This is a genomic window from Comamonas testosteroni, assembly GCF_000761245.1.
In the GTDB taxonomy this organism is placed as follows: domain Bacteria; phylum Pseudomonadota; class Gammaproteobacteria; order Burkholderiales; family Burkholderiaceae_C; genus Comamonas; species Comamonas testosteroni_C.
In genome coordinates this window covers 246,186-259,301 of the sequence record NZ_AWOR01000068.1, presented here as the reverse complement: position 1 = coordinate 259,301, position 13,116 = coordinate 246,186, and the positions used below count along the sequence as shown (strand labels likewise).

The window sequence follows — 13,116 nt, the reverse complement described above, 5'->3', positions numbered from 1 at the left end:
TAGGTGTTAACGCCAGCGCCTTGCACGCAGCTATGCTTTGGGCGTGATCCCACGAATTGGAAAAAAGATGCCAGAAGCGCCGCACCGTCAACTGTTCAGAGACTACCCGCTGGATGGCGCGCTGCTGCGTTTCCACCCGGAAAGCGGCACCAGCATCCGCATTGAAAACGCTGAAACCCGGCATCTGCAGCGCGTGGCACCCCGGGTGGCCATGTTTGGCATTACCAATAAATGCAATCTGAGCTGTGACTTCTGCTCACGCGATGTGCAGCGCGAGAGCGCATGGACGGTCGATTCCGCCGCGCAGGTGCTGCAAGACCTGAGCGCAGCCGGTGTGTTGGAGGTTGCGTTTGGCGGCGGCGAGCCTTTTGTCTTTCGCGGCTTTGCCGATCTGGTTCAGCAGCTGCATGAAACCACGCCGCTGGCGCTGAATGTCACCACCAATGGACTGCTGATTCGCCCAGGCAGCTTTGCGGCGTATGCGGGCCGCTTGGGGCAGGTGCGCATCTCTCTTTATGACGACCCGCGCTGGCGCGATACGGCGCAGGTTTTGTCCAGCTATGGGCAAAGATGGGGCGCTAATCTGCTGGTCGATGCGGCAGTGCTGACTATGCTGCCCAGTCTGCTGGGGGAGTTGGCGGCACTGGGTTGCCACGATGTGTCGCTGCTCTCGTATATCGGTGCCGATATGCGCAGGCATTTGACGGCTGAGGGGCGGCTGCAACTGGCGGCCATGGTGCAGGATGCTCCGCTGCCTTGCCGCCTTTCTGTGTGCTTTGGCGATACCGTTCCATTGCCTCGCTTGTTTGATGGAGCGGACGGTAGCGGGGACTGCGGCGCGGGCGTGGATTTTGTGTCCATCACTCCTGATCAGCGCATGCAGGGTTGCTCGTTCCACGATGGCGGCCTGCCCGCGCGCAATGCGCAGGAGATTCTGGCGGGCTGGCAGCATCAGCGCTCGCGTCTGGCCCAGCCCAGTTTGCGTCATGGCTGTGCGGGCCGCAAACGGGCTGGCGTGCCGCAAACGCAGCGCGCCCATGCCGCGGCGCCATCCATACGGGTGTGGCAGGCGTTTTCGGGCAATAACAGTGGCGAATGTGTGATGGTGGCCAAGTTCGACACCATTAGCGATGCCAACAGCTATCTGGCGCAGCTGCTGCCAGCCTGGAGGCCGGAAGCAGACTATGCACCTGAATGGCAGCAGCTCTTTCAGGCGCAGGCCGTGGCCGGGCCGGGGCTGGCCTATGGCGAGATGCCGCGCGATTTGCTGGCCATTGGCCGATCGGTGCTGGCAATGGGCTACGGTCTGGAAGACCAGTTCCCCGAGCTGCGGGCGCTGGCCTGGAAGCAGGGTGCAGCGTCGATGTCCGGTGGCATACACAGCCATGAGGTGACGCTGTTGGCGGCAGTGCGCACCGCCGGTGCAGCTGAAGCCCTCAAGCTCGCTGCAGTCGAGTGGGCTGATGAATTCCAGGCCCGGCCGTTTGTTTATGGCGATACGCTGCTGCTGGCCATGGGCCTGATGGGGCAAGAGGGCGAGCTGGAGGCTTGCAAGCGCAAGCTGGAATCTTTGGCTGATGGGCGCCCTCTGGCCGTTGAAGTGCACTCTGATATTGTCAGCAGCGAGAACATGCTGGAGGTGATGAAGCGGCTCGGTGCGCAAATTCATCAGACGCCGAGGCTGGTGCTGCAGTTCTGGGATGGTGACCCTGCGGTGGCGCAGAAGAAAGCAGCGCATTTTGCCCAGATGGTGACCGAGGCCGAAGTGACTGTGGCTGCAGATTGTGTGCTGATCTCAGGCCTGAGTCGGCGCAAGCGGCTTGCGGTGCTCGCGTATCGCCAGGGGGCGACGGTCGGGGCCTTGGATACTGCTGAGCTGCAGGTGAGCGCGCGGTTGGTGCTGCCTGAGCTGCCCAGACAAAAAGGCAAGCGTGCGATACAGCCACCCATCGACATTGAGCTATTGCAGGATGAGCTGCGGCTAAGCCTTTGGCCCGGTGAGCAGTTGCAGGTGGCGCAGGGCTACCGAGGCGCAGCCCAGGTGCGCGTGACCAGCACCCAGCCTGAGCGGGTGCTGGAGACCTTAAAGCAAGCGGCGCAAAGACTGGGCGCAACAACCCATTTCTGGGTCAGCGAGCCTCAGGCTCTGGCGATGGCTGTGCGTCGGCTGCTGGCAGAGGTTCGGGAGTAGTGCGAGTGGGCCTTGCTGGCCCTCGCTTCCTGACCGAGCCAGCGACCGTAGATCAGTAGGTGTAGACGCCCTGGCCGGTCTTGCGGCCCAGACGGCCGGCGGCCACCATTTCGCGCAGCAGGAAGCAGGGGCGGTACTTGCTGTCGCCGAATTCCTTGAGGTAGACCTCCATCACGGCCAGGCAGACGTCCAGACCGATCATGTCGGCCAGGGCCAGCGGGCCAATGGGCTGGTTGCAGCCCAGCTTCATGCCGGCGTCGATGTCCTCGGCCGAGGCCGTGCCTTCGCTGAGCACCTGGAAGGCCTCGTTGATCATGGGCACCAGAATGCGGTTGACCACAAAGCCGGGAGCGTTCTTGACGGTGATGGGCGATTTGCCCAGTTTTTCCGACAGGGCCTTGACGGCATCGTGGGTGGCGTCGCTGGTCTGCAGGCCGCGGATGATCTCCACCAGGGCCATCATGGGCACGGGGTTGAAGAAATGCATGCCGATGAACTTGTCGGCACGCTGGGTGGCGGCCGCCAGCTGGGTGATGGAGATGGACGAGGTGTTGGTGGCAACGATCACGTCCTGTGCCAGCAGGGTATCGAGCTGCTTGAGGATCTTGACCTTGAGCTCGTAATTCTCGGTGGCGGCTTCGATCACCAACTGGGCTGACTTCAGATCGTCGTAGCTGGTCGAGGTCTTGATGCGTGCCAGCGCTGCGCTCTTGTCGGCTTCGCTGATCTTTTCCTTCTTGATCAGGCGGTCCAGGCTGCCGGCCACGGTGGCCAGCCCTTTTTGCACGGCAGCGTCGGAGATGTCCACCATCACCACGTCGATGCCCGACACGGCGCAAGCCTGCGCGATGCCGTTGCCCATGGTGCCGGCGCCAATGATGCCTACGGTTTGGATTGCCATCTTTTTTGTCTCCATTCAGATAAGTGCGGTTGAACGGGAAAATGTTATCCCGGTTCTGACCGGGTTTGACCCTAGTCGGGCATGGTTGGCGTGTTAAGAGTCATCACGATGACAGTATTTTTTCTGCACGACCGTGTTTTTCCGCGTTTCGCCGCTGCTGACCTCTGGTCAGAATTTGCGGCAAAAGGAGTGCGGACATGCGTGACTATCTGGTAGTGGGAGGCGGCTCCGCTGGTGCGGTGCTGGCAGCCAGGCTCAGCGAGAACCCGCAGGTCAGCGTGACCTTGCTGGAGGCGGGTGGCGAAGACAAAAGCGTGCTGATCCACTGCCCAGCGGGGCTGGCGCTGATGGCCAAGCAGAAAAACTTCAACTGGGCCATGAGCACGGTGCCGCAGGCCGGCCTCAATGGTCGGCGGGGCTACCAGCCGCGCGGCAAGGTGCTGGGCGGCTCCAGCTCCATCAATGCCATGATCTATCTGCGTGGCCAGCCTGCGGACTACGAATATTGGAGCGCTCAGGGTAATCCGGGCTGGGGCTGGAGCGATGTTCTGCCCTATTTTCTGAAGGCCGAATGCAATACGCGCGGCGCAGATGTGCTGCATGGCGCAAGCGGCCCTTTGCATGTCTGTGATCTCTGCGACCCGAATCCGTTGGCGCAGGCCTTTGTGCGCGCAGGCGTGCAGGCCGGTCATGCGCACAATCTGGACTTCAACGGCACAGCTCAGGAAGGCGTGGGTCTGTATCAGGTCACGCACCACAAGGGCGAGCGCTGCAGTGCGACCAAGGCTTATCTGATGCCGGTGCGCGGCAGTCGGTCCAATCTGGAAATCATCACCGGTGCCCAGGTGCGGCGGATCCTGATGGACGGGCGCAAGGCTGTCGGCGTGGAATATGTGCAGGGGGGTCATGCCAGGCAGCTGCTCTGCCGGCGCGAGGTCCTGCTCTGTGCCGGCGCCCTGCAGTCGCCGCAGCTGCTGATGCTCTCGGGCATAGGGCCGGGGGAGCATCTGCAGCAGCTGGGCATCGATGTCGTCCACCACCTGCCGGGAGTGGGCGAGCATCTGCACGACCATCCCGATGTGGTGCAGGTGGTCGATGGCCCGCAGATCAAGGACAGCTTCGGTATTTCGCTTGCCGGTCTCAGGAATGTCTGGCAGGGCATGAGCCGCTGGCGCCATGAGCGCCGGGGCTTGCTGACCAGCAATTTTGCCGAGGCGGGCGGTTTTATCCGCAGCCGGCCGCAGGAGGCGGTGCCCGATCTGCAGCTGCATTTTGTGGTGGGCAAGCTGGTCGACCATGGACGCAAGACGCTGCTGGGTCATGGCTATTCCTGCCATGTCTGCCTGCTGCAGCCAAGGAGTCGGGGCAGCGTGAAGCTCGCCTCTGCCGATGCGGGCACCATGCCTCTCATAGACCCGGCCTTCTTTGCCGAGGCCGAGGACATGCAGCGCATGGTGCGCGGCGTACGCCGCATGCGCGAAATTCTCGGGCAGCCTGCGCTGGCCCGCTTCGAGGGCCGGGAGCTGGAGTATTCGGCAGGGGCGCGCAGCGACGAGGAGATCGAGCAGTTCATCCGCCGTTACGCCGACACCATCTATCACCCCGTGGGCAGCTGCCGCATGGGGCCAGGCGCGCAGGATGTGGTCGATGCCCGCTTGCTGGTGCATGGTGTGCAGGGGCTGCGTGTGGTCGATGCCTCGGTCATGCCGCGCATCGTGAGCGGCAATACGAATGCGCCGACCATCATGATTGCAGAGAAGGCGGCAGATCTGATCAAGGCCGCGTACTGACTCAGGCCAGCGGAGCCAAGTCGGAGGGGGCATGATCCTCGCCGGGCGGAGGCGTCAGAGTGGTGCATTCCATCCTTCCCCGGCCCTGATTCTTGGCTTGTTGCAGGGCGGCTCCGGCATGGCTGGCCAGCTCGTTGAGGCTCAGGCTCTTCCAGGCTGAGGGGACCAGGGCACAACCCGCGCTGAAGTCCAGATCCATCTGAAGTTCGTACTGTGCGCCGATCTGGAATGCGGACTGGATGCGAGTCAGCAGCGACCTGACACCCAATTGGTCGGCGTGCATCAGCAGGCAAAAGGATTCACCCTGCCATCTGGCCACGACCTCGTCACCGCGCATCTGCTTGCGCAGAGTGCGTGACATTAGCTGCAGCGCTGCGTCTCCGGCCTGATAGCCATGGCGGCTGTTGACCCGGGAAAAGTGATCCATGTCGATCAGAATCAAGGCCAGCGGCAGGCCTTCGCGTCGAGCTCTGTTCAGCATGAAGCGGGCCTGGTTCTTGATGGCCTGGCGCAGCGGCAGGCCGGTCAGGCTGTCTTCTGGTGCGTTTGCGGATCGCTGGCGGACTTCTTCGTCACGGCAGGCCATCAGGATCGATACAAAAAAAATGGCGGACCCTATGGGGATCAGCCACGAAAGCAGCATATGTGGGCTGGGCTCCTCCGCAAAGCTTTGCAGCCACGGAGCGTACAAGGTGAAGTAGCCGCGTATGACCAGAATGCCTGCGACGCAAAGGCCTGCGCCCAATAGCAGATAACGCCAGGCCGCGGCCGAGTTGGTTTGCGGCGATAAGCTCAGGCAGACCAGAGCGACAAGGCTCAAGCCGTAGCTGATATTGAACCAAGCCAACCGGTAGGGTTTGCTCTCGATCAGAACCAGCACGCCCGCAAGTGTCAGCAGGCACAGCAAGGCCAGGGAGCGGGTGAGTATCTTGTTGCGAGGTCCAAGCCAACCCTTGAGTGCTTTATGCAGCTGCCACAGTGCACCGGTTGCAGCAGCGGCACTGGATATCGACAGCAGCGCATTCCATGCGAAGGGGAGCACATGCCCGGCGCAGAAGACGAGCAACCAGGCCAGCCCCTGCAAAAGCAGGAATTGCTGAGCATTTCTGGTCGCCCGGCTCATTTGCTGACCCATAAACCATGGCAGTGCAAAAGCGACCGTCATCAAATTGACGGCCACCATCAATGTCATGGAAAACTGGTCGGCCTCCGGCATGGCTGGATTTACTGGAAGGCCACTTCGTCAAAGCTGCGCAGCTTGCGGCTGTGCAGGCGGTCGGAGCCGCCTTCGCGCAGTATGTCGACAGCACGCATGCCGATGCGCAGGTGCTGGTCTACACGCTCTCGATAGAAATGGTTGGCCATGCCTGGCAGCTTGATCTCCCCGTGCAGCGGCTTGTCGCTCACGCACAGCAAAGTGCCATAGGGCACGCGGAAGCGGAAGCCGTTGGCGGCAATGGTGGCCGACTCCATATCCAGTGCTACGGCTCGGCTCTGGCTGAAGCGGCGCTGGGGCAGGTTGTCGGGAAGCAGTTCCCAGTTGCGGTTGTCGGTGCTGGCTACGGTGCCGGTGCGCATGATGCGCTTGAGATCGGCACGCTCCATCTGCGTCACGTCGGCCACGGCCTGCTGCAGCGCGACCTGGATTTCGGCCAGCGCAGGAATCGGCACCCATAGAGGAAGCTCTTCGTCCAGCACATGGTCTTCACGCACATAGGCGTGGGCCAGCACATAGTCGCCCAGTTGCTGGCTGTTGCGCAGGCCCGCGCAGTGGCCAAGCATCATCCAGGCATGAGGGCGCAGCACGGCGATGTGGTCGGTGATGGTCTTGGCATTGGCCGGGCCCACTCCGATATTGACCATGGTGATGCCGCTATTGTCTGCGCGCACCAGGTGGTACCCCGGCATCTGCGGCAGGCGCGGCGGCGCCGTTCCGAGCTCGTCGACGGCTTCCGCGGGCAGGCCGGCGCGGCGGGTCACCACATTGCCCGGTTCGACAAAGGCAATGTATTCGCTGTCCTCCTTGGCCATCTCGGCGTGGCCCAGGCGGATGAACTCGTCGATATAGAACTGGTAGTTGGTGAACAGCACGAAGTTCTGAAACCAGTCGGGGGCCGTGCCTGTGTAGTGGCGCAGGCGATGCAGCGAGTAATCCACGCGCGGGGCGGTGAACAGCGACAGAGGCAGGGCCTCGCCTGCCGCCGCGCGCCAGGTGCCGTTGGCGATGCCATCGTCCATGGATTCCAGGTCGGGCAGATCGAACACATCGCGCATCAGCATGCGGCGCTCTGGCGAGAGCGAGCCTTCGATATGGTCGTTGTCGGCGAACGAGAAATGAATCGGGATGGGCTTGTCGCTGAGGCCTACTTCGATGGGGACCTGGTGGTGGAGGATCAGCAGGCGCAGTTGCTCGCCGAAGTAGCTGGAAAACAGGTCGGGCCGGGTCAGCGTGGCCTCGTAGGTGCCTGGGCCTTCCACAAAGCCGTAGGTCAGCTTGGTATCGGCTTGCGCCACCGTGGTGGTCTTGATACGTACAAACGGGTAGTAGGCATGAATGGGCGCGGCCGGAGTTTCACCCGCCACGAAACGCTGCATGGCAGCTCGCAGATGGTCGATTTGCTCGCGGTACAGCTGCTGCACATGGGCCAATGCCTGAGGGGCATCCGTATGAAACATGCTGCTGCTTTTATGAGAGGGTGTCGGTGTATTTGAGGCCATGCACTATTGTCTTTGTAGCAGTTGACAGTGTTGCGACATCCATGCCGAAGCCTGCTCGGCAGGTAATGGCGCTGACACGAGAAACCCTTGCATCATGGCACAGCCCATCTCTCTCAGAAGTTGCAGCTGTTCAGTGCTTTCCACACCCTCGGCCAGAACCTCCAGATGCAGGCTCTGGCCCATCTGCACAATGGCATTGACAATGGCCGCTGCATCCGGGTTGTGGGGCAGATCGGCCACGAACGAACGGTCGATCTTGAGCCGGTCTATGGGGTGCTTGCGCAGATAGGCAAGAGACGAGTAGCCGGTACCGAAATCGTCGATCGCCAGTCCCACGCCCAGTGCCTTGAGGGCATGCAGAATCTGCTGCATCTGGTTGCCCGAGAGCATCAGCGTGGTTTCTGTGACCTCGATGTGCAGATAGCTGGCGTCAAGCCCCGTCTCGGCCAGTGCCTGTGCCACTTCCTTGACGACATCACGCTGGCGGAATTCCTGCGCCGACAGGTTGACTGCCACCGGGACAGGGGGAAATCCCTGCTGCTGCCAGGCACGGGCCTGGCGACAGGCCTGATAGAGCACCCAGCGGTCCACTGCTGCGATCAGCCCCCGGTTTTCGGCAAAGCCGATGAACTCGTCGGGCGAGACCAGGCCACGGTGCGGGTGCTTCCAGCGCACCAGGGCCTCGAAGCCTGAAAGCTCGCCCGTCTGCATGAGGGTCTGCGGCTGGTAATGCAGCTCGAACTCACCGCGTTCCACAGCGTTGCGCAGCATTTGCTCCTGCATCAGCATGCGTGTGGCCCTGCTTTCGAGCGCAGGAGTGTAGAACTGGGAGAAGCTGCGGCCGCGACTCTTGGCCATCTGCATGGCGGCCTCGGCATTGCTCAGCAGGGACGCCGGACATTTCCCGTCCTTGGGATACATGGCGATGCCGACACTCACGGAAATCACCAGTTGAGTGCCTTCGATCAGGTAAGGGGCTTCTGCCGTGGCCCGAAGTCGCGTCAGCAGGGCCTCCGTCTCCAGCAGGCCGGGGTTGTCAGGCAGCACGACCACAAAGTCGTCGCTGCCGGTGCGGGCCACGATGTCCTGAGCACCTACAGTGCTTCGCAGCCGCTTTGCAAGCTCGCACAGCAGCAGATCCCCTGCCTGATGGCTGAGCGAATCATTCACCGCCTTGAATTGGTCCAGGTCCAGCGACAGCACCGCCAGTCGTGACTCCTCGCCGGCAGCCCTGGCGATGGCGTCGGCCAGCAAATGGTTGAGACGTGCTCGGTTGGGCAGATGCGTCAGCAGGTCATGCTGGGTCAGATAGTCCATGCGCTGCTGGGTCTGAAGGCTTGCGGTCAGGTCGCGCAGCAGGACGATGCGATGCCGGTCTTTTCCACCGGGCATGGTGGAAGCTTCTATCTCCACCGGTATGAGCTGGCCGTTTTTGTGAATGATCACGGACTCGAGGCGATCTTCTCGCTCGCTGCGCATGTTCTGCAGCGCCCGCAGGCGCGCTTCAGGTGCCACGTAATCGAGAACCGGTGTGCCGCGCAGCTCGCCAAGCGAGTAGCCAACCAGCCGTGCAAGTGCGTCATTGCCGTCCGTGATGATTCCGTCACGATGCAGCACGATGGCCTCGGTGGTGATGGCTGCGAATTTGCGCATGCGCTCTTCGCTGTCGCGTATCTGCTGTGTCGCCAGATGGTGGTGGCTGACATCGGTCATCAGCGCCACAACGCCCTTGAGTACGCCTTTTTCCTCATGAGGGCGCAGCACTGCCTCGATGTGTTGCAGCCGGCCAGTTTCGTTTTCGACCTGGCGGGTATAGCGCAGCGTCTGAGTGTTGTCGACGGCCACGGAGTCCAGATAAGGCTCGATCTGTGTCCAGACCGGCTCGCCCACGATGTCGCGCACATCCATGCCCACGATGCTTTGCATGGTGTGACCAAAGTGCTCTGCATAGCGCGCGTTGGCAAAGCGACAGGCGCGTGTGTCGGCATCAAAATAAGCCAGCATTGCGGGTGCTGTATCGGCCACCAGTCGAAGAATGGCGTCCTCATCCCTCGTTTGCTGTGCTGTCAACGTATCAGGCATGCGCCTCCCTTTTTTCTGGGAGTATTTATATAGGAATCAGGTCAGCCTCGACCATGACATGTCCATCACGATAAGGGATTGTGAATTGCTTTTCAGACAACTTGCAAAGACTATTGATGTATCAGAACACTTGGTGATATAGAGGCTCAGGAACCAGAACATGCTCAAATCCGACCTCTCAAGCTCTTCAAAATGGCTGCAGCCGCACAATCTGCTGCGTCTATCCGTGGTGGTGGCACTGCTCACCATCGTTCTCAAGACCCTGGCCTGGTGGCTGACCGGCTCGGTAGGCCTGCTGTCCGATGCGCTGGAGTCTTTTGTGAATCTGGCCGGTGCCATGTTCGCGCTGACCATGGTGACCGTGGCCAAGCGGCCGGCGGACACCGAGCACCCTTACGGGCATTACAAGGCCGAGTACTTCTCGGCCGGTTTCGAGGGCGTGCTGGTCATAGGCGCCAGCCTGGCGATTGCCTGGGCGGCGCTGTCGCGGCTGTGGAGCCCACAACCACTGGAGCAGTTGAGCTGGGGCCTGATGCTGTCGCTGCTCAGCACGGTCTTCAACGGGCTGCTGGCCTGGGTCATGCTGCGCTCTTCACGCAAATATCGCTCCATGGCACTGGAGGGCGATGCGCGGCACCTGCTGACTGATGTTTGGACTTCGGTGGGCGTGGTGGTGGGGCTGTTGGCCGCCGCCTTGACGGGTTGGCTGTGGATGGATGCACTGGTGGCTCTGGCAGTGGCTGTGCATATCTGCGTGCAGGGTGTGCAACTGGTCTGGCAGTCCTCGCAAGGACTGATGGATCAGGCGCTGGATGCGCCGCAGCGTCTGAAGATTGACACTTTGCTGGATGGCTATGCCAAGCGCAACGAGGGTGTGAGCTTTGACAATATCTCCAGCCGCCAGGCGGGGGAGCGCAGCTTTGTGGATTTCCACATGCATGTTCCCGGCCAGTGGAGCGTGCAGCGAGCGGCACAATTGCGCTCGGAGATTGAAGTCGCGCTGCTGGAGGCCATTCCCGGCCTCTATGCCCGTATCGAGCTGCTGCCCATGGGCATGAACACGGTCAGCGAAGTGGCTGACGGAGAGCAGGGTGGCGCAGCACAAGGCACGGCCAAGGAAGGTTTAAGTACATGATGAGTGTGATTCAGCGCGTCAAGCAGGCGCGCGTGGAGGTTGGTGGTCGTATTACGGGCCAGATCGACCAGGGCTTGCTGGCGCTGGTCTGTGCCGAGCGCGGCGATACCGAGGCCGAGGCCGACAAGTTGCTGGCCAAGATGCTGAAGCTGCGCATCTTCAGCGACGAGGCCGGCAAGATGAACAAAAGCCTGCAGGACGTTGGCGGAGGGCTGCTGGTGGTCAGCCAGTTCACGCTGGCGGCCGACACCAGGGGCGGCAATCGCCCCAGCTTCACTGCAGCTGCCGAGCCTGGCGAAGGTCGGCGCCTCTACGACTACTTTGTGGACCAGGCCAGGGTGGCCCATCCTCAGGTGCAGACCGGCGAGTTCGCCGCCGACATGCAGGTGCATCTGGTCAATGACGGTCCCGTGACCATCCCCATGCGTATGGAGCCTCAGGTATAGGCGAAGCCAAGCCTGAGACCACATTCATCACCCCGATTCCTACAAAAGCTGTCCATGAAGAAATCCTGCAAGCCCTCTTTGCCGATCATCGCTGCGAGCCTGACCTTGAGTCTGGTTGCAGGCGTCAGCCTGCCTGTTCAGGCGCAGACCCTGAAGAAACCCGCGCTGGACGCATTGATTGCATCGTCCGCCAAGACCTCTCCCGCTTCCTTCAAGGTATTTGCGCAACAGGCTGCCAGGACAGAGCCGGGTGTGGCTGCAGCGGTACAGCGCTACATGCTCGGTCAGTCTCTGTCGGACGGCGAGCTGGCAGATATCGCCCGATTGCTGGGGGTGTACAACCGCGTGACACAAGAGACGGCGGTGCTGGAGAGCCTGCAGCGCATGGTGGCGCTGCCCACGGTGCGCGATCCCAAGGTGCCCCCGCATGAGAGCCCGGCCATCCTGGACTTCGGCAAGCTCGTTGCATCCATGGCCACCGAATTCGGGCTGCACTTTCGCAATGTGGATAACCGCATCTTTGAAGTGACGCTGCCAGCCAATGCGGCCAGCCGCGCGAGCGAGGCAACCGAGTTCGGCATTCTGACCCATGCCGATGTGGTGCCGGTGGTGGCTGCCGAGTGGGTGCTGGACGGCAGGCAGATCAACCCTTTTCAGGTCACCCGTGTGGGCGAACGGCTTTATGGGCGCGGCACGATTGACGACAAGGGATCTATCGCCACCGTGCTGTATGCGATGAAGGCGGTCAAGGACAGCGGTCTGCCGCTGTCGCGCAGCATTCGCCTGATGATAGAGACCACCGAGGAAACCGGCGGCGATGCCATGAAGTACTACCAGGCCAAGACCGCGCTGCCTCAGTACAACATCGTGCTGGACAGCAAGTACCCGGCCGTGGTCGCTGAAAAGGGCACGGGCGCGCTCAAGGCCTTGTTTGCGGATGTGGCTGTGAATGCCGCCAGGCCTGCCATCACTGCCATGAGCGGCGCCGCCTCGGCCAACTCTATTGCGCAGACGGCCTCCGCCACCGTCTCCGCCACCGATGCGGCTGCGCTGGATCAGATTGCGCAGCGGCTGTCTCAGGAAAAGGACGAGTTTGTGCGCCAGCACGAGGCGCAGGGCAAGTTCGCCATCGACGTGCAGCGCGCAGAGGGCCAGGTCACGGTCAAGGTCACTGGAGCGTCGGCCCACGGCTCTCGTCCTGAAGAAGGGGTCAATCCCGTGCCGCGCCTGGCGCTGTTTCTGCAGCAAAGCCTGATGCCGGAGCAGGGCGCGGCGCTGCTGCAGCCCAATCAGTACAGTCAGGCGGTACGCTATATCAATGGAGTGTTCGGCCTGGACTATCTGGGCCGGCAGCTGGGCATTGCCTATGCCGATGATTTCATGGGGCCGCTGACGCTGTCGCCCAACCTCATCAAGTCTGCTGACGGCAAGCTGGAGGTGACAGCCAATGCGCGCATGCCGCGGGGCAAGACGCCCGAGCAGCTGCGCGCCGAGGTGGAGCAGGGCATTGCCCGCTGGAGCGATGCGGCCAAGGTTCCTGTGACCGTGCAGTACACCCAGGGCAACTGGATGGCCCGCGATCCCAAGGGCGCGTGGCTGAGCACCCTGCTCAATATCTTTGGCGACACCACGGGGCTGGACGCCAAGCCCGTGGCCACCGCCGGCAGCACCACGGCCAAGCTCATGCCCAACGCCATCAACTTTGGCCCGGCCATGCCCGGCAAGAAATACACGGCCCACAATGCGCTGGAGTATCAGGAGCTGCCGGATCTGCGCACAGACATGCAGATGTTCACCGAGATGCTGGTGCGCATCGGCAACCTGCAGCAGATGCAATGACGCGCTGAAGGCAA

Annotated in this window: 9 protein-coding genes; 5 read left to right on the top strand and 4 right to left on the bottom strand. The window is 62.0% G+C overall.

The features are described 5' to 3' along the window. Nucleotides 1-67 precede the first annotated feature (67 nt). Nucleotides 68-2,191, top strand: coding sequence for a radical SAM protein (locus P353_RS20125; protein ID WP_034373568.1), 2,124 nt, complete (start codon nt 68-70; stop codon nt 2,189-2,191). Nucleotides 2,192-2,243: 52 nt separating this feature from the next. Here the strand turns inward: P353_RS20125 and P353_RS20120 are convergent, their stop codons facing one another. Next, entirely contained in the window at nt 2,244-3,092 is an 849-nt protein-coding gene (locus P353_RS20120; RefSeq protein ID WP_034374166.1) for a 3-hydroxybutyryl-CoA dehydrogenase, read from the bottom strand. A 197-nt stretch (nt 3,093-3,289) separates the two neighbouring features. Here P353_RS20120 and P353_RS20115 point away from each other — a divergent pair, with 197 nt between their 5' ends. Continuing rightward, entirely contained in the window at nt 3,290-4,882 is a 1,593-nt protein-coding gene (locus tag P353_RS20115) for a GMC family oxidoreductase (protein WP_034373566.1), read from the top strand. A 1-nt stretch (nt 4,883) separates the two neighbouring features. On the opposite strand, the gene P353_RS20110 is transcribed toward P353_RS20115, so the two are convergent. The 3 genes from P353_RS20110 to P353_RS20100 are packed head-to-tail and all read right to left on the bottom strand — an operon-like array spanning nt 4,884 to nt 9,682. After that, on the bottom strand, nt 4,884-6,098 hold the full coding sequence (locus P353_RS20110; protein WP_034373564.1) for a GGDEF domain-containing protein: 1,215 nt from the start codon (nt 6,096-6,098) through the stop codon (nt 4,884-4,886). A gap of 8 nt (nt 6,099-6,106) precedes the next feature. Continuing rightward, nucleotides 6,107-7,558 carry an AMP nucleosidase gene (locus P353_RS20105; protein ID WP_034373561.1) on the bottom strand — a complete coding sequence of 484 codons (1,452 nt, stop codon included), beginning with the start codon at nt 7,556-7,558 and terminating at the stop codon, nt 6,107-6,109. 45 nt (nt 7,559-7,603) lie between these two features. Then, the gene (locus tag P353_RS20100) at nt 7,604-9,682 is read right to left on the bottom strand and encodes a putative bifunctional diguanylate cyclase/phosphodiesterase (protein ID WP_034373558.1); all 2,079 of its coding nucleotides are present in this window, start codon (nt 9,680-9,682) and stop codon (nt 7,604-7,606) included. Between the two features lie 160 nt (nt 9,683-9,842). Between P353_RS20100 and P353_RS20095 the strand changes: the two genes are divergently transcribed. Genes P353_RS20095 through P353_RS20085 form a run of 3 tightly spaced genes read left to right on the top strand, consistent with a single transcriptional unit; the run spans nt 9,843 to nt 13,102 of the window. Continuing rightward, nucleotides 9,843-10,817, top strand: coding sequence for a cation diffusion facilitator family transporter (locus tag P353_RS20095; RefSeq protein WP_034373555.1), 975 nt, complete (start codon nt 9,843-9,845; stop codon nt 10,815-10,817). Continuing rightward, the gene (gene dtd, locus P353_RS20090; RefSeq protein WP_034373552.1) at nt 10,814-11,263 is read left to right on the top strand and encodes a D-aminoacyl-tRNA deacylase; all 450 of its coding nucleotides are present in this window, start codon (nt 10,814-10,816) and stop codon (nt 11,261-11,263) included. The genes P353_RS20095 and dtd overlap by 4 nt, the downstream gene beginning before the upstream one ends. A 54-nt stretch (nt 11,264-11,317) precedes the next feature. Continuing rightward, a complete protein-coding gene (locus P353_RS20085; protein WP_034373549.1) occupies nt 11,318-13,102 on the top strand; it encodes a dipeptidase in 1,785 nt (594 codons plus the stop codon). The last annotated feature ends 14 nt before the right edge of the window (nt 13,103-13,116 follow it).